The sequence below is a fragment of the Pseudomonas sp. 05T35 genome (genome assembly GCF_056396605.1).
This window is the reverse complement of sequence record NZ_JBFTLU010000021.1, coordinates 31,226-53,843: the sequence shown is the minus strand read 5'-3', so window position 1 is coordinate 53,843 and position 22,618 is coordinate 31,226. Positions and strand designations below refer to the sequence as shown.

19 protein-coding genes and 2 pseudogenes are annotated in these 22,618 nt (G+C 59.6%); 4 read left to right on the top strand and 17 right to left on the bottom strand.

Features of this window, described 5'->3' with window-relative positions:
- On the bottom strand, positions 1–657 hold a 657-nt coding region (gene metR, locus AC1DH9_RS03155; RefSeq protein WP_477807787.1), incomplete at its 3' end, for a transcriptional regulator MetR.
- 108 nt (positions 658–765) lie between these two features.
- Between metR and metE the strand changes: the two genes are divergently transcribed.
- Together metE and AC1DH9_RS03145 are read left to right on the top strand one after the other, a co-directional pair.
- Positions 766–3,078, top strand: coding sequence for a 5-methyltetrahydropteroyltriglutamate--homocysteine S-methyltransferase (gene metE, locus AC1DH9_RS03150; protein ID WP_427541117.1), 2,313 nt, complete (start codon positions 766–768; stop codon positions 3,076–3,078).
- 229 nt (positions 3,079–3,307) lie between these two features.
- Positions 3,308–4,342: an alpha/beta fold hydrolase gene (locus AC1DH9_RS03145; protein WP_477807786.1), complete on the top strand. Its 1,035-nt coding sequence runs from the start codon at positions 3,308–3,310 to the stop codon at positions 4,340–4,342.
- A 135-nt stretch (positions 4,343–4,477) separates the two neighbouring features.
- Here AC1DH9_RS03145 and AC1DH9_RS03140 read toward each other — a convergent pair whose 3' ends face one another.
- From AC1DH9_RS03140 to AC1DH9_RS03115, 6 genes are read right to left on the bottom strand one after another with little or no spacing between them, the layout of a single operon-like run.
- Entirely contained in the window at positions 4,478–5,875 is a 1,398-nt protein-coding gene (locus AC1DH9_RS03140; protein ID WP_427541111.1) for a sigma-54-dependent transcriptional regulator, read from the bottom strand.
- Complete coding sequence (locus tag AC1DH9_RS03135) at positions 5,865–7,643, bottom strand: sensor histidine kinase (RefSeq protein ID WP_477807785.1); 1,779 nt, start codon at positions 7,641–7,643, stop codon at positions 5,865–5,867. Before AC1DH9_RS03135 ends, AC1DH9_RS03140 begins: the two co-directional genes overlap by 11 nt.
- Positions 7,643–8,767: a GNAT family N-acetyltransferase gene (locus AC1DH9_RS03130; protein WP_427541105.1), complete on the bottom strand. Its 1,125-nt coding sequence runs from the start codon at positions 8,765–8,767 to the stop codon at positions 7,643–7,645. The genes AC1DH9_RS03135 and AC1DH9_RS03130 overlap by 1 nt, the downstream gene beginning before the upstream one ends.
- Before the next feature lie 14 nt (positions 8,768–8,781).
- Positions 8,782–9,645: an alpha/beta hydrolase gene (locus tag AC1DH9_RS03125; protein ID WP_427541102.1), complete on the bottom strand. Its 864-nt coding sequence runs from the start codon at positions 9,643–9,645 to the stop codon at positions 8,782–8,784.
- Entirely contained in the window at positions 9,642–11,036 is a 1,395-nt protein-coding gene (locus tag AC1DH9_RS03120) for an aspartate aminotransferase family protein (protein WP_427533429.1), read from the bottom strand. Before AC1DH9_RS03120 ends, AC1DH9_RS03125 begins: the two co-directional genes overlap by 4 nt.
- Positions 11,029–11,751: an MtnX-like HAD-IB family phosphatase gene (locus AC1DH9_RS03115; RefSeq protein ID WP_427541099.1), complete on the bottom strand. Its 723-nt coding sequence runs from the start codon at positions 11,749–11,751 to the stop codon at positions 11,029–11,031. Before AC1DH9_RS03115 ends, AC1DH9_RS03120 begins: the two co-directional genes overlap by 8 nt.
- 227 nt (positions 11,752–11,978) lie before the next feature.
- On the opposite strand from AC1DH9_RS03115, the gene AC1DH9_RS03110 reads away from it, so the two are divergent.
- Together AC1DH9_RS03110 and AC1DH9_RS03105 are read left to right on the top strand one after the other, a co-directional pair.
- Positions 11,979–12,749 (top strand): MipA/OmpV family protein, encoded by a 771-nt coding sequence (locus AC1DH9_RS03110; RefSeq protein ID WP_427541096.1) that lies wholly within the window; start codon positions 11,979–11,981, stop codon positions 12,747–12,749.
- A gap of 94 nt (positions 12,750–12,843) precedes the next feature.
- Positions 12,844–13,710, top strand: a complete 867-nt coding sequence (locus AC1DH9_RS03105) for a fatty acid desaturase family protein (protein ID WP_427541093.1) — start codon at positions 12,844–12,846, stop codon at positions 13,708–13,710.
- Between the two features lie 239 nt (positions 13,711–13,949).
- Here AC1DH9_RS03105 and AC1DH9_RS03100 read toward each other — a convergent pair whose 3' ends face one another.
- The 10 genes and pseudogenes from AC1DH9_RS03100 to AC1DH9_RS03055 all read right to left on the bottom strand — a co-directional run.
- Positions 13,950–14,354, bottom strand: a complete 405-nt coding sequence (locus AC1DH9_RS03100) for a DMT family transporter (protein WP_427541211.1) — start codon at positions 14,352–14,354, stop codon at positions 13,950–13,952.
- 10 nt (positions 14,355–14,364) lie between these two features.
- Entirely contained in the window at positions 14,365–14,739 is a 375-nt protein-coding gene (locus AC1DH9_RS03095; protein ID WP_019693380.1) for a DMT family transporter, read from the bottom strand.
- On the bottom strand, positions 14,736–15,656 hold the full coding sequence (locus tag AC1DH9_RS03090) for an arginase family protein (RefSeq protein ID WP_427541090.1): 921 nt from the start codon (positions 15,654–15,656) through the stop codon (positions 14,736–14,738). Before AC1DH9_RS03090 ends, AC1DH9_RS03095 begins: the two co-directional genes overlap by 4 nt.
- Positions 15,657–15,785: 129 nt before the next feature.
- Positions 15,786–16,115, bottom strand: a complete 330-nt coding sequence (locus AC1DH9_RS03085) for a GlpM family protein (protein WP_173859969.1) — start codon at positions 16,113–16,115, stop codon at positions 15,786–15,788.
- Positions 16,116–16,142: 27 nt separating this feature from the next.
- Positions 16,143–17,471 carry a two-component response regulator AauR gene (gene aauR, locus AC1DH9_RS03080; RefSeq protein ID WP_427541087.1) on the bottom strand — a complete coding sequence of 443 codons (1,329 nt, stop codon included), beginning with the start codon at positions 17,469–17,471 and terminating at the stop codon, positions 16,143–16,145.
- Positions 17,468–19,243: pseudogene (aauS, locus tag AC1DH9_RS03075) on the bottom strand (two-component sensor histidine kinase AauS); the annotation flags it as partial. The pseudogene aauS and the gene aauR, both read right to left, overlap by 4 nt.
- 92 nt (positions 19,244–19,335) lie before the next feature.
- Positions 19,336–20,070, bottom strand: a complete 735-nt coding sequence (locus AC1DH9_RS03070) for an amino acid ABC transporter ATP-binding protein (RefSeq protein ID WP_477807784.1) — start codon at positions 20,068–20,070, stop codon at positions 19,336–19,338.
- A complete protein-coding gene (locus AC1DH9_RS03065; RefSeq protein WP_427541078.1) occupies positions 20,067–20,738 on the bottom strand; it encodes an amino acid ABC transporter permease in 672 nt (223 codons plus the stop codon). Before AC1DH9_RS03065 ends, AC1DH9_RS03070 begins: the two co-directional genes overlap by 4 nt.
- Positions 20,738–21,484: an amino acid ABC transporter permease gene (locus AC1DH9_RS03060; protein ID WP_427541075.1), complete on the bottom strand. Its 747-nt coding sequence runs from the start codon at positions 21,482–21,484 to the stop codon at positions 20,738–20,740. The genes AC1DH9_RS03065 and AC1DH9_RS03060 overlap by 1 nt, the downstream gene beginning before the upstream one ends.
- A 55-nt stretch (positions 21,485–21,539) precedes the next feature.
- A pseudogene (locus tag AC1DH9_RS03055) lies at positions 21,540–22,253 on the bottom strand (transporter substrate-binding domain-containing protein); the annotation flags it as partial.
- Positions 22,254–22,618: the final 365 nt, after the last annotated feature.

Sequence of the window (22,618 nt, the reverse complement as noted above, 5' to 3'; positions counted from 1 at the left end):
GACCTGCGCCGGTTCAATGTCGGCCGGCTCCAGGAAGCGGGTGAAGATGTCCAGCCGATCGCGTTCCACCGGGTAGGTGATCAGGGTTTCGCTGAGCAAATCTTCCGGGACGATGTACGGCTTGTTCGCCAACCGATGCTGGTTGGCCACTGCGAGCATCGCTTCGTAAGTGAACAACGGCACGTAGGTAATCCCGGCCAGTTCCAACGGGTCGGACGTCACCACCAGGTCCAGGTCGCCACGGGCCAGGGCCGGCAGCGGAGCGAAGGAAAAGCCCGACGCCAGGTCCAGCTCGACTTCCGGCCAGGCATCGCGGAACTGGTCGATGGTCGGCATCAGCCACTGAAAGCAGCTGTGGCATTCGATCGCCATGTGCAGCCGTCCGGCGGTGCCACCGGCCAGGCGTGCGATGTCACGTTCGGCACCGCGCAGCAGCGGCAGGGTCGCGTCGGCCAGTTGCAGCAGGCGCAGGCCGGCGCTGGTGAACCGCACCGGTTTGGTTTTGCGCACGAACAGCGGCATGCCCATGCGCTCTTCCAGCTCTTTGAACTGGTGGGACAGGGCGGACTGGGTCAGGTGCAGACGGTCGGCGGCGTCGACCAGGCTGTCGGCCTCGCGCAAGGCGTGCAGGGTTTTCAGGTGACGTATTTCGAGCACCGGGGGGCTCCATGAGTAAATTTTGTGATCAACACGAAAAGGTTGAGTTTGTCTCATGTTGGGTTGGCTGTCGACAATAGGGCCATCTTTTATAGGGAGAAACTCACCATGGCCTTGGCCCACACACTCGGTTTTCCACGCATTGGCGCCGACCGCGAGCTGAAAAAAGCCCTTGAATCCTACTGGAAAGGCGACCTCGATCAGGCCGGGTTGCAAAGCGTCGGCCGTGAACTGCGGGCCAGACACTGGCAAGTGCAGAAAGACGCCGGCATCGACCTGCTGCCCGTGGGCGACTTCGCCTGGTACGACCAGGTGCTGACGCACTCGCTGACCTTTGGCGTGATTCCCGAACGCTTCGACAGCACCAAGGATGCGCAAGGCCTGCCGACCCTCGACACCTTGTTCGCGATGGCCCGTGGCGCCAGTGCAAAGTGCTGCGGCGGTGAGCCAGCCAAGACGCACCATGCGCAGGAACTGACCAAGTGGTTCGACACCAACTACCACTACCTGGTCCCGGAATTCAGCGCTGACCAGCCGTTCAAACTGAGCTGGGAGCAGCTGTTCGACGAAGTCGACGAAGCCCACGCCCTCGGGCACAGCGTCAAGCCGGTGATCATCGGCCCTTTGACTTATTTGTGGCTGGGCAAAACCAAAGGTAACGACTTCGACAAGCTCGAGCTGCTCGAACGCCTGCTGCCGCTGTACGGCGAAATCCTCAATCGGCTCAAGGCCCAAGGTGTGGAATGGGTGCAGATCGATGAGCCAATCCTGACCCTCGACCTGCCTCAAGCCTGGAAAAACGCTTTCGAACGCGCCTATCACATCCTTCAGTATTCGCCGCTGAAGAAACTCGTGGCCACCTACTTCAGTGGCCTGGAAGACAACCTCGGGCTGGCCGTGAGCCTGCCCGTGGACGGCTTGCACATCGACGCGGTACGGGCGCCGGAACAACTGGGCCAGGTACTCGATCGCCTGCCGACTTACAAAGTGCTGTCGGTGGGCCTGGTCAACGGTCGTAATGTCTGGCGCTGCGAGCTGGAACAGGCACTGGCGCAACTGAAACCGGCGCAAGAGCGTTATGGCGACAACCTGTGGGTCAGCAGTTCGTGCTCGCTGTTGCACAGCCCGGTGGATCTGGACCGTGAAGACACACTCGACGCCGAGCTGAAGAGCTGGCTGGCGTTCGCCGTACAAAAGTGCGGTGAAATCGCCGTGCTGCGGGATGCGCTCAACGACCCGCAAGCGCCGAAGGTCCAGGCTGCGCTGGCGCAGAACCGTGCCGTGCAGGCCAGTCGTGCGCAGTCGCCACGCATCCACAAAGCCGAGGTGCAGGCCCGCGTCAGAGCCATTTGCGACACCGACAGCCAGCGTCATTCGGTGTTTGCCAAGCGTATCGAGTTGCAACGCGAACGTCTGAATTTGCCGGCTTTCCCGACCACCACTATCGGCTCGTTCCCGCAGACCGCATCGATCCGTCTGGCGCGCCAGTCGTTCAAACAGGGCAAGCTCTCGGCCAACGATTACACCGACGCCATGCACAGCGAAATCCGTCATGCGGTGCAAATCCAGGAACGTCTTGGTCTCGATGTGCTGGTGCACGGTGAAGCCGAGCGCAACGACATGGTCGAGTACTTTGCCGAACAACTCGACGGCTACCTGTTCACCCGTTTCGGCTGGGTTCAGAGCTACGGTTCGCGCTGTGTGAAGCCGGCGATCATCTACGGTGACCTGAGCCGTCCGAAAGCCATGACTGTCGACTGGATCAGCTACGCGCAGAGCCTGACCGACAAGGTCATGAAAGGCATGCTGACCGGGCCGGTGACGATGCTGATGTGGTCGTTCCCGCGTGAAGACGTGTCGCGCAAAGTCCAGGCGCAACAATTGGCGCTGGCCCTGCGCGATGAAGTGGTCGACCTGGAGCAGGCCGGGATCAAAATCGTCCAGATCGACGAAGCGGCGTTCCGCGAAGGTTTGCCGCTGCGCCGGGCGCAATGGCCGGAATACCTCGACTGGGCGGTGCAAGCGTTCCGCTTGAGCGCGTCCGGCGTGCGTGATGAAACCCAGATCCACACCCACATGTGCTACAGCGAATTCAACGACGTGATCGAATCCATCGCGGCGATGGACGCGGATGTGATCACCATCGAGACCTCGCGTTCGGACATGGAATTGCTGGAAGCCTTCAAGGCCTTCGACTACCCGAACGACATCGGTCCGGGCGTCTACGACATCCACTCGCCACGGGTGCCGGACACCACCGAGATGGTCAAGTTGATGAGTAAGGCGGTGCAGCGGATCCCGGCCGAACGGCTGTGGGTCAACCCGGACTGCGGCCTGAAAACCCGCGCCTGGCCGGAGACTGAGGCGGCGTTGGTGAATATGGTCGCCGCCGCGCGGCAGTTGCGTAATCAGTTGGCTTAAGGACGCCATCGCGAGCAGGCTCGCTCCCACAGTTGATCGGTGTCGTACACAAACTCTGTATCCGACATAAATCCTGTGGGAGCGAGCCTGCTCGCGATGAACGATAACGCGGTCTACGAATCGACCGCTCGGCACTCTTCATCAAACTGTCACGTAACTGTGGCAGCGCGCTTTAACAAAGTTCATCAGACTCGCTCTCTACTGGGGTTCTGCGTTTCGGTGTTTCTTCATGCGGGTACGATTTTTTTCAACTGCGGTTTTTCTGGCCGCGCTGCTGTTCGGCTTACCGTCCTTGGCGGCATCGCGCTGCGATATCAATGTGCCGACCGAACGGGTCGATCTGGCGCAGGTGAGCCTGGCGTATCAGAGCATCGGTCGTGCGTCCGATCCTGCGTTACTGCTGGTGATGGGCTTGGGTGGCCAGTTGATTCACTGGCCGGACGAGGTGGTGGTGGCGCTGTGCGAGCAGGGTTTCCGGGTGATTCGCTATGACAATCGCGATGTCGGACTGTCGACCTGGCGTCAGGCTCCGGCCAACGCCAACCTGACCTTTGAGGTGCTGCGCTACAAGCTCGGATTACCCGTAGCGGCGCCGTATAGCCTGACCGACATGGCGGACGACGCGCTCGGCCTGATGGATGCGCTGCACGTGGAGCAATTCCATGTACTGGGCGCGAGCATGGGCGGGATGATCGCCCAGCACATGGCGGCCATGGCACCGCAGCGGGTCGAGAGCCTGACGCTGATCATGACCAGTTCCGGCGCAGAAGGGCTGCCGGCGCCGAATGCGGCGCTGGTGCAATTGCTCTCACGGCGCAGTGCACCGAACCGCGAGGTTGCACTGGAGCAACAGGCCGATCTGCTGGCCGCGTTGGGCAGTCCGCAGGTGAGTGATGATCGTCAGGCGCTGTTGCATCAGGCCGCGGTGGCGTACGACCGGGCGTTCAATCCTGAAGGCGTGAAACGCCAGATCATGGCGATCCTCGCCGAGCCGAGCCGGGTGGCGCTGCTCAACCAGTTGCGGGTGCCGACGCTGGTGGTGCATGGCACCGCTGATCCGCTGTTGCCGGTGATGCATGGCATTCATTTGGCGGCGCATATCCAGGGCAGTCAGTTGAAGCTGATTCYGGGGCTGGCTCATCGTTTTCAGGAAGCGTTCAAGGCGCCATTACTGGCGGCGGTGTTGCCGTACCTGAAAACCCATCGTGAGGACACCTCGCATTGGGCGCAGATCAATCCGGTGCAGGCACCGAATCTGTTGTAAAACGTTTGTAATGGGCAAGAGCCCTGTGGGAGCGAGCCTGCTCGCGATGACGGAGTATCAGCCGACATCTATGACAATAGTGTCATCGCCATCGCGAGCAGGCTCGCTCCCACAAGGTTGGGGACGTGGCCGATTTCAGCGGACGATTTTGTCCACGTGAATCCCGAGTTTTTTCAGCCGATACCAGAAGCTGCGCTCCGAGATACCGATCAGTTGCGCGGCGGCCGCTTGTACGCCATTGCTTTGTTGCAGGGCGGCAAGAATGTAGGACTTCTCGACTTCCATCAGCGCGGCGTCAAGGTCTGGCGGCACGCCAGTGCCTTCGTTGAGGGCCACGCGGGCGCCGTCGACGGTGGGCCTTGAGGCGAACAGGTACGCCGGCAGATCATCTTCCTCGATGACTGAACCCGAGGCCACGATGGTTGCTCGTTCAACGCAGTTCTGCAGTTCGCGGATATTCCCCGGCCATGAATAATTGGCCATGGCCTGCAAGGCTTCCGGGCTGAAACCGGTGATCCGCTTGCCGGCGGTAGCGCCCAGGGTATGAGCGAAGTGTCGGGCCAGTGGCGCGATGTCTTCGACCCGTTCACGCAGGGCGGGCAGGGGGATCGGGAACACATTGAGGCGATAGTAGAGGTCTTCGCGAAACTCTTTGTTGGCCACCGCTTCCAGCAGGTTCTTGTTGGTGGCGGCGATCACTCGCACATCGACTTTGCGCTCGCGCGGGTCGCCTACCGGCTCGATCACTCGCTCCTGCAAGGCCCGGAGGATTTTTGCCTGCAAGGCCAGCGGCATGTCGCCGACCTCATCGAGAAACAGCGTGCCCTTGTCGGCCTGCATGAAGCGCCCGACCCGGTCCGTCACGGCGCCGGTGAAGGCGCCTTTGCGATGGCCGAACATTTCACTTTCCAGCAACCCTTCGGGGATCGCTGCACAGTTCACTGCGACGAAGGGTTTGTCAGCGCGGTTGCCATGTTTGTGGATGGCCCGGGCGACCATTTCCTTGCCAGTACCGCTTTCGCCGGTGAGCAGAATGGTCGCATTGCTTTCGCGTACCGAATCCACTGCTTGCAGCACTCGACGGAAGGTCGGGCTGTCGCCCACCAGGCTGTCGATCTGCTGGTGTTCTTCAAGCTCGGCGCGCATGCGCTGGTTGTCTTTGAGGATGTCGCGAAATTGCAGGGCCTTGTTGACGGTGATGTCCAGCTCATCGATGTCGAACGGCTTGGCAATGTAGTCGAAGGCGCCATTGCGCATCGATTGCACGGCATTTTTCACCGTGCTGTAGGCCGTCATGACGATCACCGGCAGTTGCGGATAACGCACTTTGATTTCCGCCAGCAACTGCGGCCCGTCCATTCCAGGCATGCGCCAGTCGCTGATCACCAGGTCGATGTTTTCCTGTTCCAGCACCTTGAGCGCATGCAGGCCATTGCTGGCGGTGAACACCTGGATGTCGTTCTGGCTCAGGGCTGAGGCCAACAAGTCGCAAAGCTTGGGCTCATCATCGACCACCAGAATGTTATGCGTCATCACTGTCCTCGTCGTCGCTGTCGTCTTCACCGTTGGCCGGAATGTACAGGCTGAATGTGGAGCCGGCATCTTTTTCACTGATGCATTCGACCCGTCCGTCATGGTTTTCCATGATCGAGAAGACTTTTGCCAGCCCCAAGCCTGTACCTGAAGCCTTTGTGGTGACGAACGGTGTAAAAATCCGTTCGAGCATGTCCGGTTCGATGCCCTGGCCGGTGTCGGAAACACTGATGACGGTGTATTCCTTATCGGTGGTTATGCCCAGGGTCAGGCGGCCGCCGTCAGGCATTGCGTCTATGGCATTGATCACCAGGTTCAGGCAAGCCTGTTTGAGCTGTCGTGCGTCGGCATAGATGGTCGCGCCGGGGGCGGTATCTTCGATTCGGGCGTCGATGTTGTGAGTCGCCAGTTCCGGGGCGCAGAACCCGACCAACTCATCAATCAGCGGTCGCACCGGTTGGGTGGAGCGCATGGGCGCGTTGGGCTTGGCAAAGTCGAGGAAGTCGGTGATCAGGTCGTTGATTCGGGTGACCTCGYTGACCACGTATTCAAGATGCCGTTTGTCGGTTTCGGGCAGGTCGGCGCGACGGTGCAACAATTGGGTCGCGGTCTTGATGATGCCCAGCGGGTTGCGGATTTCATGGGCCAGGCCCATGGCCACTTCACCCAGGGCGTGCAAGCGATCGCGGCGGCGCAGTTGCGACTCCAGGTGCTGCAACTCGCCGAGACGTTCGGTCATGTGGTTGAAGGTGCTGCTCAGTTCGGCCAGTTCGTCGCTGCCATAAACCGGCACTCGCTGACGATAATCGCCGTCGATCACCGCCCGAACGCCTTTGGAGAGCGCGCGCAGGGGCTGGGTCAGGCGTTGCGAGACCAGCCAGCCGACACCCAGCGACAGCGCCGAACTGAGGATGAAAATCAGGATGAACAGGTTGCTCTGGTTCACCAGCCCGACCAGGCTGTTGTGGCGCAGCAGGCCACTGAAGATCACCCCCTGAAGTTCACCGCTGTCATTGAGGATTGGCCGATAGATGCCGCTGTAGTTTTTGGTGAACTGTTCGATCGGATTTTTCGTGGTGCGCAGGATCTGCTCGATGTCTTCGGGCACCTTCATGGGGTGATCTTCGAAGCGCTGGGTCGCGAAAATTTCCGAGAAGTCATCGGCCTTGGCCAGGTACAACCGCAGGTCAAGGGAATGCACATCGGCGACGCTGGTGAGAAAGCTGCTGTCCAGGTAGTTGGCGAGGACCAACTGATAATCGACCCCAGCCTGGGTTGTCTGGAAGGTCGAGACCAGGATGCCGGTGGACGCGCCCGTGACCTGAATGGTTTGCAGGACGGCTTTGGGCGCGGTGTTGATTTGCTGGACGATGTCGTCGGCCACGGTACTGAACAGCACTTTGTGATCGCTGGTGCGCACCAGCGCCACGACGTCGATGCCCATGGCTTCGGCAATGTCGGCGCTGAGGCGGTCCTGCCGGGCCGAGAGCTGGTCGTTGATCGGGCGGATGTGGCGCAGTAACAACTGGGCGACCCGCGTGTTTTCGCGGAGGATTTCCCGGACCTCGTCTTCGACGATCTTGGTCGACTCCTGCAACCAGATGCGCACGTTGCTATCGAAGATCTGTGACAGCGTGGTGGCCGCCAGTTCCGCTGCGATCATGGTCGGGATCACGCTGACCAGCCAGAATGCCAATACCAGCTTGCGTTGCAGGCTCCAGCGGGAGATGGCGAAGGGCAGGGCTTTACGGCGTCGGACTTTGATCATCAGGTTTCGCTTATCGCAGCAGCCATGGCAGGGTCGGATTTATCCGGTCGGACAAACAGTTTCACGAGTTTCAATACTGTATTGAGCAACCCGTTGCGGTGGTGAAAAAACAGCGTATTGCCTTCGAATTTACAACCGAGCCGCAGCTTACTGGCATAACCGGCCTGGCCGCACTCATACAGCGGGATTTTGTGTTGAATACAATAGTCGACATTGGTCAGCCAGCTTCTGAAGTACAGGTTGTACTCACGGGTCTGTTCCAGGTCGTGGGCAAAAAATTTGTCCACCAGTCGATGTTCGTCCAGCAACACCAGGTTGAACGCCACCAGTTGCTCGCCCACCCAATACAGCACGCACGCGGCACGTTGGTCGAGGTGTTCGAGGATACTGGTGAAATACGCTGCGGACAGTCGTTCGAACTCCAGATCACTGCGCGCCAGGGTGGCTTCATACAAACGCATCATCTGGGGCAATACATCGTCGACCGAGCGTCGCCATTCGATTCGCGGGCCTTGCGCCCGAAGTTTTCGGCGCAAGTCCTTGCGGGTGGATTTGCCCAGTGTGCCGAGATAGGCATCGAGTGAGCCGAACGTGATCGGCAATACCGCACTCGGTAAACCAGGCATGGTTTGCAGCCCGGCCTCGCGGCAGACGTCAATCCACTGCTGATCGTGGCTGGGTGCATCCTTGACCGCCAACAGGCCGATACCCGCCTGGTTGGCATCGTTACGAGCCAACGTCAGTAACTGACGCAGCAGCGCCGGACGTCGGTCTTCGGTGATGTGGCTGGCGGTGCTTGCGTGGCATTGCTCGGTCACTGGCGAGCCCAAGGCATACAAGCGAATATCCAGCACGCCCGGCAACCATTGGCGCAAGCGTTGCGTGATGCGTTTGCCGATGCCCTGCACCGTGGTGTCGAGCGAGTACTGGGTGGTAAATGCCGCGGCTGCGGCAATCAATGCGCTGCCTTCATAGAGTGCAAGGTAGCGCCACTGGAAGTCGGTGACCCCCGCCTGTTCAACGGCCCGGTAATAATCCCAGTCCTCCAGTTCCCCTGGGAAACAGTCATTCCAGGCGCAGCGTTCAATGGCCTCGATAGTTGAAAAGGCTTGGGCGGTAATCACGTCTTGTCCTTAAGCTACGCCAGTTGTCGATACTCTTCACGCTCGCCGGGCTTTATGGAGAGCTGATGGACAAAGTCCGCGCTCAGGTCCACGACACGGCGGTATTCCAGGTCAACTGTGATCATGTGATAGCAGTTGTCCAGCAGGATCTTGGTGACCGGGCCGCCGAGATGGCGTTCGACGTAATCGGCGTTCCAGCGGCTGGTGATGTCGTCTTCGATGGAGTGCAGCACCAGGGCCGGCGTCTTGATCGACGGCATGCGTTTCTTGACCACGGCATTCATCCGGTGCAATTCGCGCACGGTGACGCCTTCCATGGTCAACAGACCGGCATTGCTGCTTTCGCCGTCCTTCATCTGACGTTCGACGATTGCCCGCAGGCGCTCGTTCTTGATGCCATAAGGTGGCTTCTCTTCGAAGCTGCACATGCGCACGCCATACGGAATCTTCATCAACAAAGGCGTCAGGAACGCCAGTTTGTGGATGCTCCAGCCGTCGTAGCGCAGGGTGGTTGAATACATCAGCAGGCCGGCGACCTGTCCTGGATGCTCGGACGCGACGTACATGGACATGACCGCGCCCATGGACAGACCGCCGACGAACACCTGTTCGTGCTTCTGGCGAATGCCCACGAATGTCTTGCGTACACCTTCGTACCAGTCCTGCCAGCCAGTGGCTTGCAGGTCGGCGTTGTCACCGCAGTGCCCGGCCAGGGTTGGCACGTACACCGTGCAACCCGATTTGGCCAGGCCAATGGCAACCCGACGCAACTCCGTCGGGGTGCCGGTCAGGCCGTGGATCAACAACACCGCGACCTCGCCACTGCCGAGAACGAAACCGGTACTACCTTCGCCGAGATCGATCTCTGTTTGGTTCATCGTTTCATGGCCCGGTTCAGCAATTGCTCGAGCAGTTTCAGGCCCAGGTCGATTTCCGCGTAGCTGATTTCCAGCGACGGGGCCAGGGTGATCACGTTCTTGTAGTAGCCGCCCACGTCGAGGATCAGACCCAGTTTCTGACCGTCAACCACCATATCGCCCTTCATGCCTTCCTCGACCATGTAGTCCAGGGTCGCCTTGTCCGGGGTGAAGCCGTCAGTGGTGCAGATTTCGCAGCGCAGGGCCAGGCCCAGGCCGTCGACGTCGCCGATGATCGGGAAGCGTTTCTGCAGCTCTTGCAGGCCTTCGAGGAAGTACTTGCCCTTGGCCATGACCATCGAGCCGTAGTCGACTTCGTGGGTCATCTTGAACATTTCCAGACCGACTGCAGTGCCCAGCGGGTTGGAGGCGAAGGTGGAGTGAGTCGAACCTGGCGGGAAGAGCTTAGGGTTGATCAGCTCTTCGCGAGCCCAGATGCCGCCCAGTGGGTTGAGGCCGTTGGTCAGCGCCTTACCGAAGACGATCACGTCCGGCTTGACGTCGAAGTGTTCGATCGACCACAGCTTGCCGGTACGCCAGAAACCCATCTGGATTTCGTCGACGACCATCAGAATGCCGTGCTGATCCAGCACTTGCTTGAGTTCGCTGTAGAAGTTCATTGGCGGAATCACGTAGCCGCCGGTGCCCTGGATCGGCTCGACGTAGAAGGCTGCGTATTCGCTCTGGCCGACTTTAGGGTCCCACACGCCGTTGTATTCGGTTTCGAACAGGCGGGCGAACTGCTGCACGCAGTGGCTGCCGTATTCTTCCTTGGTCATGCCTTTCGGGCCACGGAAGTGGTACGGGAACGGGATGAAGTTGGCGCGTTCACCGAAGTGACCGTAGCGACGACGGTAGCGGTAGCTCGAGGTGATCGACGAGGCGCCGAGGGTACGGCCGTGGTAGCCGCCTTCGAAGGCGAACATCAGGCTCTTGCCGTTGCTGGCGTTACGTACGACTTTCAACGAGTCTTCGATGGACTGYGAACCGCCGACGTTGAAGTGCACGCGGCCGTCGAGGCCGAACTTGTTCTTGGCGTCGACCGCAATCATTTCCGACAGCTCGATCTTGCCTTTGTGCAGGTACTGGCTGGCGATTTGCGGCAGGGTGTCGATCTGTTGTTTCAGGGCGTTGTTCAGGCGCGGGTTGGCGTAGCCGAAGTTGACCGCCGAGTACCACATTTGCAGGTCGAGGTAGGCCTGGTCGCTGGTGTCCCACACGTACGAGCCTTCGCAACGGCTGAAAATGCGCGGTGGTTCGATGTAGTGAACTGTGTCGCCGTAGGAGCAGTACTTGGCTTCTTTTTCCAGAAGAATCTGGTCTTCTGGTGTAGCAATGCGGATATCAGACATGGTGGAAGAGTTCCTGATTTTGTAGCGAGAGTTCAGAAGAGGTTTCAAGCGTGAAGGAGGTGGCGTTAGCCGCATTGCCGGCCGGCAGCTTGGCCAGCAAGGCCGGAAGTTCGGCGAAGCTGTCGAAGCGGGCATAAGCGATGCCATTGCGTTCGCAATGTTCGGCCAGGCGGTCCTTGGCAAAGACGAAGTCGGCGGTGGACGCCACGCACATGTCGGACTGACCGTCACCGATCACCAGCACGCGTTTGCTGCTGGGCGTGGATTTGCATTTGCAGTTGCCGGAGGCCGCACGACAGGCGTCACTCGAATACGGGAAGTCGATGCGCCAGCTGTTGTTGTCGACCTGGCGCAGGCGGTTGGCGAGGATCGGCAGGAGGCTGACGTAGTTGCGTGCCAGAATCCGCGCGATACCTTGTTCGATGCCGTCACTGACGACTTCGATGGAAGCACCCAGGCCGACCACGTGGTCGACAAAGTCCGGGAAGTCGGCATCGATTTCGACGCTGTCGAAGAACCCGAGCAGTTCATCGGGAGTTGCCTTGACCAGCGAAAGCTGGCGGCTGAGGCATTCACGCGAACCGATAGCACCGCTCAGCCACTCGTCTTCGATCGCTTCCCAGCTCGGGTCGGCGAAACGTTGGAGAATGCTGTCGATTACGTCGGTTCGGGTGATGGTCCCGTCGAAATCACACACGATATGCCAATCAATCATCTGCATTACCTATTGGGCAGGGGCGCGCTGATGCGCTTGCAACGGGGTAGAGCAGGGACTGTRCCAAGTTGTTTCAAGCCCTGTGGGCTAGGGCTCTGAGATATGCTGGGCAGGAAATATGTCCGGCTAGCTACAATTTTTGTAGGTTGCTACAAACAACATGAGTKCTTGCGCAGCAAAGTCGACCTGGGAGTTGATGCGCGCCTGTACTGATAAGGAATCGCTTTATGTTCAGGATTACCTCTGCTGTATTCACTGCCTTGCTGGGCCTTGGCGGCTTTTGCGCCACCGCGCAGGCTGCCGGGATAACCGGTGAGGCGGGGCTCGGCATGAGCAATCAGCCCTATGACCCGACGGGTAGCCGTTATGAAACCGTGCCGGTGCCTTACTTCGATCTGGACTGGGGCGATGTCAGCCTCAGCACCGACGACGGTTTGACCTGGAGCGCCTTGAAAGCCAATGGTTTCAGTGCCGGGCCGTTTCTCAACTACATTCCGGGCCGCAACTCCAATGGCACGCTGCGGGGCCTGCACAATGTGTCGGCCATGGGCGAGGCCGGTGGTTTCGTTCAGTACAGCCCGGCTGATTTCTGGCGCATTTTCGCTTTCGTCGGCCATACCGTGGGGGCTAATCGCGGCCAGGGTGGTGTGCTCGGTCGGGTGGGCGGGGAAGTGGGTTATCCACTGGGGCTGGGGATCATTGGCAGTAGCGAATTGAGCGCCAGTTTTGCCGATCGCCAGCAGACTCAGACGTTCTTTGGTGTTTCCGCAAAAGACGCCCGGGATTCGGAGTTCCGTCCGTACAAGGCCAGTGGCGGCATGCAGAATGTGGCGTTGACCCAGAACTTCGAGTTCCCGCTGGCCGCAAAGTGGTCACTGGTGACAAGTGCCACCTGGAAGCACCTGACCAATTCCGCGGCGGACAGCACTATCGTCAAACAAGAAGGCCGCGTGAACCAGGGCGAAGTACAGGCGGCGATCAGCTACAAATTCAATTGACCATCCCCTGTAGCAGCCTTCGACAGCTGCTACAGGTAAGTTTGGTCTGCCGTTTGCAATAGTTATGGAGAACTCAATTTCTCAGGAGTGCTTCATGGCTCGTCCCGTGTATCGTTTCCTTGCCTATTCGCTGTGGGACCTGGTCCCGATTGCGCTGGGTGTGGCTCATCTGGCGTTTGTCCTGTGGTTGGTGCTGGCCTTCCATGACCTGTCGTGGTGGGCCATTGTGCCGCTGGCGCTGGTCTATGCCGTGAGCCTGTCGTGGAGCATCAACAGCATTTCCCACAATCAGATCCACAACCCGTACTTCACCCTTGGCTGGATGAATCGGGCATTCGATCTGTTGTTGTCGGTCACCATCGGTTTCTCGCAGACGCTCTACCGCGACATCCACAATCGCCATCACCGTGGTAATTCAGACTTGCCGGATGCGCACGGAAAAACCGTCGATCCGCTGTCGATCTACCTGCGTGGCAAGGATGGGCAACCCGAGAACCCCTGGTCGTACACCTTTCTCAGCTTTTTCCGCGATGATCCCAAGCCGTTCTACGAAGAAATGCAGCGCAAGCGGCCGAGCGATGCGCGCTGGGTCAAGGTCGAGATCTATGTGACGGTGGCGGTGTATGTGGCGCTGGCGTTCTATGACTGGCATGCGGTGTTGCTGTTGCTGCCGTTCTGGTATCTGGGCCAGGCACTGTCGTCGCTCAATGGGTATTACGAGCATTTTGGCGGCAATCCGGACTTGCCGATCGCCTGGGGCGTGAGCAGCTACAGCGTGCTTTACAACCTGATCTGGATGAACAACGGCTATCACGCCGAGCACCATTACCGGCCGAAAATGCACTGGACCCAGGTCAAGGCATTCCACCGCGAAATTGCCGAGCAGCAACGTGCGGCAGGGGTGAAGGTGATCCCGGTGTCACACGGTTTGGGCTTTCTGACGGCCCACCGCAAAGGCTGACCCAAAAGCACTTTTGTGGCGAAGGGGTAAGTTAAGCCGCGACACGATCCGTAGCAGTTGGCGAAGCCTGCGTTCGGCTGCGCAGCAGTCGTAAAATCAGACACCACATTTTTTCAGGTTAACCGTGGTGGCAGGGTTTGCGGCCGCTTCGCGGCCGAACGCAGGCTTCGCCAGCTGCTACAGGGAGTGTGCTAAGCCTGAATAGGGTGAGCCCCTCGCCACAGGGAAATGCGTTGTTCTTAGGCCTCTTCGCCTTCCGCCAGCAACGCTATCCCGCCCATGATCACTGCCACGCCCAGCCAGTGCAGCAGGCTGATATGTTCGCCGAGGCCGAGCCACGAGCCGAGCAGCACGCCGACAAACACCAGTGAACTCAGTGGAAACGCCAGCGACAGGCTGCTGCGCCGCAGGATCAACATCCAGACGAAAAACGCCCCGATGTAGCAGGCGATGGCCGTCAGCACCCCAGGATTACCGGCCACGGCGGCCAGCCATTGCAGGTTGAAGTCCATCTGCCCCAGTTGATCGCCACCGACTTTGGTGGCGATCTGACCGCCACTTTCAAAACCGATCAGCAGCATCCAGAGCACCACAGTGCCCAGACGTCCGTGCAACCAACCCATAGTGCTGTTCCTTTCCATCATCGATTGAGCGTCAGACATGGGCGACACACACGAGCATCACGCCCGCCGTAATCACCACGGTGCCCAGCCAGCGCCGGCGGCTGACGGTTTCACCGAGCACCACTTTGCCCGCCAGTACCACGCCGCAATAAGCCAATGCCGCGGATGGGAACAACAGGCTCAGCGGCGCGCGGGACAGGGCTTCGAGCCAGACAAAGAACTCGATGGCGTAGGCGCCGATCCCGCACCAGAGCAACGGCGCGTTGAACACCTGGCCCCAGAATGCATTCAGTCGAAAGCCGCCTTCGAGCTCCGGTAAACGGTCCAGGCCCAGCTTGAAACAAAGCTGGCCGATGACGTCCAGAACAATCGAAAACGCTACCAGTAACACCACGGTCAAGGTCACGGGAATAACTCCTCGAACAGGCTGATCAGCGCCTGGTTGGTTGCCGCATTTCGCAGCAGATCGTCTTCGCTCCAGCGCTCGGGGGACGGCTGGTCGGATTTGGCTTCCCAACGCTTGAGCGCGTTGCTGAAGGCTGGTTGGGCGAACTCGCCGCAGACATCGATGCCGAGGATTCGCTTGCTCGCGGCCAACATCCGCAGGGCTTGCAGCAAGTGCGTCAGCCGCATGCCACCCTGATCCCAGTTGGTCGCGGCGTCTTCGCTGGCCAGCACATCCTTGTCGATGGTAATCCACACCGCTTCGGTCGGCAGGCTCTCGATCAGTTGCTGGAGAAACACCGGCCAGTCGAGGTCGGCCAGGTTACGCCAGTGCAGCAGGTTTTCCCGCTGTTGATGCCCGGCACCATCGCCGATGAAACCCCAGACCTGGGACGGCGGATGCTGCCAGGGGAACAGCTGCAAGTCGCCACGCTTCAGCGCGCCGACGTTACCGCCACGCAGTTGCGGGTTATGCAGGTCATCGCTGCACGGTCCGAGGGTGACGATGCGTTTGATGTTCGGCAGCTTCAGTGCCCGGTTGACCCATGAACCGCAATGCCGACGCGGCGCGAAACGCACCCAGTCGGGATGGTTGTCGAAATGAATCAGGCTGACTGGCTCGGTAATTTCGGCGAGAAAAGCCGGAGTCAGGTGGTGGTAGTCACCGGAACCTATAAAGAAAATTTCCGGCTGCGGCCCCGTATGGCGGGGCCGTTCGCGCAGGCGTTCGGAAAAGCGTCGATAGTTTTTCTCGCTGGACCACAAACGCAGTTTGGGGCCCAGATCGAGCAGGTCCAGACGTTTCGCGCGCCCGCTTTCCAGCAGGCGGGCAATCGGCGCCTGGGCTGTCAGGCTATGGTCGAGGTCCAAGATATTCAAAACGTATTTTTACCCATGGCAGCGCCCCTCCAAAGCCGGTGCAGTCGATCGCGAGCGCAGGCCGGGCGGGCTTTAGGGGTTAAATGCAAGGGACGGGCCAGCCACGATCGGAACGCTGTTCCATTGTGGTCAGGCGTGAACGCGGACCCAAACGGAAACCAACACCGTTGCCGCCATCAGCCACGCAAGCGCAGCCACCGCCAGCGAGGCCTCCAGTCGCAGCCGATCCACCATCACATACAACGTCGCCAGATAAACGAAGTACGGAATGATCGACCACATGCCAAATACGATGGTGGTCTTCAGATCGTCCAGCGAGCGGCCCTTGCCGACGATGTAATGGGCAATCAGGGCAAAGGTCGGAAACAGTGGCACCAGGCCTGCGATGTAATAGTTTCTGGTTTTGGCGAGGAAGGCGAGGATCACCACCACCGCGGCGCCCAGTGCAGCTTTTAACAGTAGATCCACGAAAACTCTCGCAGTGGGTTAGTGGCTCAAGCCGTATTTTTTAACTTTGTCGAACAGCGTGGTCTTGGCCATTCCCAGTTCCTGGCTGGCCTGGGTCAGGTTGCCGCCGCTGCGCTGCAAGGCATCGTTGAGCAGGTTGCGTTCGAAGGCTTCCACCGCTTCGGAGAACGCCAGGCCCTGGGCGGTGCCGCCGGTGCCGGACTTCTTGAAAGCCGGCAAACCCAGGGCAAATCGCTCGGCGACGTTGCGCAGTTCGCGCACGTTGCCGGGCCAGTCGTGGCTCATCAGGTTCGACAGGGTCTGGTTGTCCAGTTCAGGCAGCGCACGGTCAAAGCGCAGGGACGACTGCTGCAAGAAGTGTTCGAACAATTGCAGGATGTCTTCGCGACGCTCACGCAGCGGCGGCAACTCCAGCGTCACTACGTTCAAGCGGTAATACAGGTCGCTGCGAAACTGACCGGCGCGGCTCAAGTCGTCGAGGTCGGACTTGGTCGCCGCGATCACCCGGCAGTCGACCGCGACGCTCTGGTTCGAGCCGAGCCGCTCCAGCGTGCGCTCCTGCAATACCCGCAGCAGTTTGATTTGCAGCGGCAATGGCATGCTTTCTACTTCGTCGAGGAACARCGTGCCGCCRTCGGCGTGTTCGATCTTGCCGATCCGSCGTTTKCCGGCACCGGTGAATGCATTCGCTTCGTGACCGAAGATTTCACTTTCGAACAGGTTCTCCGGCAGGCCACCGCAGTTCAGCGCGACGAATTGCTTCGACTGACGGCGGCTGAAGTCGTGCAGGCAACGCGCGACCAGTTCTTTGCCGGTGCCGGTCTCGCCTTCGATCAACACGTTGGCCGAGGTGTCGGCGACGTTGGCGATCAGCTCGCGCAGGTGCTGCATGGCGGGCGAGCGCCCGATGATCCGCCCCTCCAGGGAATCACGCTCGGCCAGTTGCCGGCGCAGTGAGGTCACTTCGCGGGCGAGGCTGCGTTGCTCCAGGGCGCGGCGTGCGACGTCGACCAGGCGTTCGGGGGAGAACGGTTTCTCCATGAAGTCGTAGGCGCCTTTTTGCATCGCGCCAACCGCCATCGAGATGTCGCCATGGCCGGTAATCAGCACTACCGGCAGGCTGCGATCGCGGGCCTTGAGGCGGTTCAGCAGTTCCAGGCCATCGATGCCCGGCAGGCGAATGTCGCTGATGACGATCCCGGCAAAGTCGTCGCCGACCCGCGCCAGGGCCTCTTCTGCGCTGCCAACGCCTTCGCAGGGGATATCTTCCAGCGCCAGCGCCTGCTGGCAACCGAGCAGGACATGGGGATCGTCTTCGACGATCAGCACACTAAGGTCGTTGTTCATATCGGCTCGGCGGGAAGGGGGCTTACCAACGGTAAGCTGAGGACGAAAGCGGTACCACCGCTGGCCGGGTGCTCGACGCCGAGATGACCGCCGGTGGCGGCCGCCAGGCTCGCCGACAGGGTCAGGCCAAGGCCCAGGCCCTGCTCGCCGGGTTTGGTGGTAAAGAAAGGTTCGAACAAATGCTTGCGGGCTTCGGCGTCGATACCGTGGCCGTTATCGCGGACGCGCAGGCGATATTTACCGTCGACAACCTCACCTTCCAGCCATAGTTCGGGCAATGGCTGCGCTTGCATAGCGTCCAGGGCGTTGCCGATCAGGTTGACCAGGATCTGTTCCAGGCGGGTCTGGTCGATCTGTACTTGCACGTCGCTGAACTCGCGGTGCAACAGCAAACGAGCGCTTTCAAGGCGTGCGCCGAGCAACTGCAAGGCGGCATCTACCGCTTTACCGAGGCTGGCCTGGCCCTGATCGTCGCCGCGCCGGGCAAAGGAGCGCAGGCTGGCGGTGATCCGGCCCATGCGGTCGATCAGATCGTTGATGGTTTTCAGGTTGGCACTGGCGATGTCCAGCTGACCGCGCTCGAGAAAGCGCACGGTATTGCCGGACAAGGTGCGCAACGCGGCCAGCGGCTGGTTCAATTCGTGGGCAATGCTGGTGGACATCTGGCCGATGGCCGCGAGTTTACCGGCCTGTACCAGTTCGTCCTGAGCCCGACGCAAGGTTTCTTCAGCCTGGCGCCGTTCGCGGATCTGGCTTTTCAGGCGCTCGTTGCTGGCCCGCAGGTCGGTAGTGCGTTCGGTAATCTTGCGTTCGAGCTGATTGTTGGCTTCTTGCAGCGCTTCGCGGGCGGCGAGGCGGGTGGCGATGACTTTGCGCCGTTCGTTCCAGGCAATCAGCAGGAACGCCACCAGCGCGAAGGCCACAGCGACCAGGATGCCCTGGTTGATCGCTTCCCGACGCAAATCCCCGAGCGGTGTGAGCAGGGTGAAATTCCACGGTGTATCGCTCAAGGAGCGGGTCTGCGACAGGTAACTGATTTCCTGCTCATCCGAGACCAGCTCGGCGTTGGCCGGGAAGGTGATTTTCTCCACGCCTTCGGACAGCCGCTCGCGGGCCAGCGGTTCCAGTTCGTTGAGCGGGTACCAGTAATATTGCAGGCTGCGGGCCAGGCGTTCCTTGGTGTCGTCGCTGAGCGGGCGAACCGACTTGAGCCGCCGCGCCGGGTCGCTGGACAGGATGATGATGCCATTCTCGTCGCTGACGAAGGCTTCCAGGCGTGCCCGCTGCCAGCGTTCTTCCATGGCTTCGAGGCGGACTTTGACCACTGCGACGCCGATGATTTTGCCTTGTTCCTCCAGGCCGTGGGCCAGGTAGTAGCCGGGCTCGCCGTTGGTGCTGCCGATGCCGTAGAAACGACCGGGCTGACCGCGTACGGCATTCTGGAAATACGCACGGAAGGACAGGTCTTCGCCGAGGTAGCTGTCGACATCGCGCCAGTTACTGGTGGCCAGTACCCGACCGGTGGTGTCCATCACGTAGATTGCCCGACTGCGGCTGCGCCGGTTCAGGCCTTCGAGGTAATTGTTGACCGCTTGCCGGTGCTCTGGCGTAGGGTCGGTCAGCAGCTCTGAAACACCCGATTCGAGTTCCAGCAGGCTGGGCAAGTAGGTGTATTTGCTGATCTCGCTTTCGACCGCGCGGGCGTGCAGTTCCAGCTGACGTTGACCGTTCTCGCTCAGGCTGCGAATACCGTAGTGCTCACTGACCCAGAACCATCATCGTTGACTGTTATACCGTCTTCGCGAGCAAGCCCGCTCCCACATTGGGCGGCGGTGGTATTGAGCTTGTACTCGATCCCGGTTTTTTAGTGCTGCAGAATCTTGTCGAGGAAGTGCTGCGCACGGTCGGAGCGGGCGTTGATGTCGCCGAAGAACTCTTCCTTCTTGCAGTCTTCGATGATTTTGCCCTGATCCATGAAGATCACCCGATCCGCCACTTTACGGGCGAAGCCCATTTCGTGGGTGACGCACATCATGGTCATGCCTTCGTGGGCCAGTTGCACCATCACGTCGAGTACTTCGTTGACCATTTCCGGGTCGAGCGCAGAGGTCGGTTCGTCGAACAGCATGACGATCKGGTCCATCGCCAGTGCACGGGCAATCGCCACACGCTGTTGCTGACCACCGGAGAGCTGGCCCGGATGCTTGTGGGCGTGAGCCGAAAGGCCGACGCGCTCAAGCAGTTGCAGACCCTTTTTGGTGGCTTCTTCCTTGCTGCGGCCCAACACCTTGATCTGCGCGATGGTCAGGTTTTCGGTGATGGTCAGGTGCGGGAACAGTTCGAAATGCTGGAACACCATGCCAACGCGCGAGCGCAGTTTCGGCAGGTCGGTCTTCGGGTCGGCGATGGAGGTGCCATCGACCACCACGTCGCCTTTCTGGAACGGTTCCAGGGCGTTGACGCATTTGATCAGGGTGGATTTGCCGGAGCCGGACGGCCCGCACACCACAATCACTTCGCCTTTTTTGACCTCGGTGCTGCAATCAGTCAGTACCTGGAAGTCGCCATACCACTTGTTGACCTTCTTGATAGAAATCATACGGCAAACCTTTTTTGCAGACGCTTGACCAGCCGTGAGGCGGCAAAGCTGATTGTGAAGTACACCAGACCTGCGACGATCAGGAACTCATTGGCGCGGCCGATGATGTCGCCACTGGCCCGCGTAGCATTGAGGAAGTCCACCAGGCCGACCGTGTAGACCAGCGAGGTGTCCTGAAACAGGATGATGCTTTGTTGCAGCAACAGCGGGGTCATCTTGCGAAACGCTTGCGGCAGGATGATCAGGCGCATCATCTGGCTGTAGCTCATGCCCAACGCCTTGGCTGCACCCATCTGACCTTTGGGAATCGACTGCACACCGGCCCGGACGATTTCGCAGAAGTACGCCGCTTCGAACATCATGAAGGCCACGATGCACGAGGTGAACGCACCGATCGGCGTGTCTTCGCCGGTGATCCAGCGCAGCACGAACGGTACCGCCAGGTAGAACCAGGTGATCACCAGCAGCAGCGGGATCGAGCGGAAGTAGTTCACGTAAGCGCCGGCAATGTTCGACAGCAGCTTGCTGTGAGACAGCCGCATCAGCGCCAGGAGAGTGCCGAGGATGATCCCGCCGACGACGCCGAGCACCATCAGTTGCAGGGTCATGACCATGCCGTTCCACATGCCGGGGACGGCCTGGACGACGCCACTGAAATCGAGATCCATTATTTACCCCCCACGGAAATCAGGCCGGGCACCGCAACTTTCTTCTCGACCATGCGCATCAGCAGCATCAGGCTCATGTTCAGGGTGAAGTAGATCAGGGTGGCCAGGGTGAAGGCTTCGAACAGGTTGGCGGAGAACTCTGCGGTCTGTTTGGTCTGCGCGAGCAGCTCCATCAGGCCGATCAAGGAGGCGACGGAGGAGTTCTTGAACACGTTCAGGAATTCCGAGGTGAGCGGCGGAATGATGATCCGGTAGGCTTGGGGCAGCAGCACATTCCAGTAGATTTGCGGCAGCTTGAAGCCCATGGCACGGGCAGCCGATTCCTGGCCACGCGGCAGCGCCTGGATACCCGTGCGCACTTGCTCGCACACTCGGGCGGCGGTGAACAGGCCCAGGCACACGACGACGCTCAGGTAGGCCGAGGTGGTCGGGTTCAGGTCCTGCTTGTACCAGTCCTGCAGGTTTTGCGGCAACAGGTCGGGCACCAGGAAGTACCAGATGAACAGCTGAACCAGCAGCGGTACGTTACGAAAGAGTTCCACATAGCAGGTGGCGATGCCCGATACCAGGCGATTCGGTACGGTACGCATGACGCCGAGCACCGAGCCCAGCGTCAAGGCGACGATCCAGGCCACGATGGCGATGGCGATGGTCCAGCCCAATCCCGTGATGAACCAGTCGAGATAGGTCTCGCTGCCCACGCCGGTGGACTTGAAGAACACGCCCCAATCCCAGTTGTAATTCATTAGGGTCTCCCCTCAGATCAATCGATGTACAAGTGCCCGCCTGGGGAAACTCCGTCTTGCGGACCATGCAGCCGTAGATTTCATAGGACTGAGCAGTACCGGTCACGGCCCAGTCAGTCGGATTCTTGGCCTTGGCCATTTCACCGGCCAGCAAGGCGTCGTCCATCATGAAGGCGACAGCACGGCCCGATTCCAGCATCTGGAAGGATTCGCCATGGTCTTTGGCGGAGATGACGTTCATGCCCATCTGCTTGTCGGCGTTCATCGACTTCAGAATGCGCTCGGACGTGGTGCCGGCGGTGGTCACGACATTCTTGCCTTTGAGTTCGGCGAAGTCTTTGTAGGTCGAGTCTTTTTTCGACAGCAGCTTGGTGCCGATTTCGAAGATGCCAACGGAGAAATCAACTTGTTGCTGACGCTCGGTGTTGTTGGTGGTGGAACCGCACTCGACGTCCACAGTGCCGTTTTGAACCAGTGGAATACGGGTTTGCGAGGTGACCAGGTTGTACTTGACCTTCAGGTTTGGCATATCCAGGTCTTTCTTGATGGCTTCGACGATTTTCAGCTGAATATCGTGGGAGTAGCCGACCGGTACACCGGAAGCATCTGCAATGTAGGAAAACGGAATAGAAGCGTCACGATGCCCCAGGGTAATGGTGCCGGACTCTTTGATCTTTTTCAGGGTGCCGGTGAGTTCGGCGGCGAAAACTGGCGAGCTGATCAGAGCGGCCGCAATGGCTGCGCCCAGGATATGGGGAACGATGCGCATCAAATTTTCCTCTACATTGTTTTTATATGGAGCCAGTTTATCGGCCCTTTTGTACTGCGGAATGCCTTGACGGCTCCTGAAGTGTTGGCACATCAGACATTCGTCCCAAGTTGTAGAGCATGAGTCGTGCCAGTCCAGAATTAATAAGTTAACTTATTGATTTTAAAAGATATTTAATATTTATAGGGTTGGATTCAGGACTCGATAATCCGGTTAACCGAATCGACTGATGGGTCGCGTTCGGAAAACCGAATGCAAAAAATCGCAGCCAGCGGCAGCACCTGCGCTGGAATGCGATTCCCTGTGAGTTGCCGCAGACCACGATGCCGATGATCTGAATGGCAGCGGAATTTTTCACCTTCATT

What these genes read in the sequence shown, in the direction of transcription:
- metE (WP_427541117.1), top strand. Translation starts at nt 766, where the DNA reads ATGGCCTTGGCCCACACACTCGGTTTTCCACGCATTGGCGCCGACCGC.
- AC1DH9_RS03140 (WP_427541111.1), bottom strand. Translation starts at nt 5,875, where the DNA reads ATGACGCATAACATTCTGGTGGTCGATGATGAGCCCAAGCTTTGCGAC.
- AC1DH9_RS03125 (WP_427541102.1), bottom strand. Translation starts at nt 9,645, where the DNA reads ATGAACCAAACAGAGATCGATCTCGGCGAAGGTAGTACCGGTTTCGTT.
- AC1DH9_RS03115 (WP_427541099.1), bottom strand. Translation starts at nt 11,751, where the DNA reads ATGATTGATTGGCATATCGTGTGTGATTTCGACGGGACCATCACCCGA.
- AC1DH9_RS03110 (WP_427541096.1), top strand. Translation starts at nt 11,979, where the DNA reads ATGTTCAGGATTACCTCTGCTGTATTCACTGCCTTGCTGGGCCTTGGC.
- AC1DH9_RS03105 (WP_427541093.1), top strand. Translation starts at nt 12,844, where the DNA reads ATGGCTCGTCCCGTGTATCGTTTCCTTGCCTATTCGCTGTGGGACCTG.
- AC1DH9_RS03100 (WP_427541211.1), bottom strand. Translation starts at nt 14,354, where the DNA reads ATGATGGAAAGGAACAGCACTATGGGTTGGTTGCACGGACGTCTGGGC.
- AC1DH9_RS03065 (WP_427541078.1), bottom strand. Translation starts at nt 20,738, where the DNA reads ATGGATCTCGATTTCAGTGGCGTCGTCCAGGCCGTCCCCGGCATGTGG.
- AC1DH9_RS03060 (WP_427541075.1), bottom strand. Translation starts at nt 21,484, where the DNA reads ATGAATTACAACTGGGATTGGGGCGTGTTCTTCAAGTCCACCGGCGTG.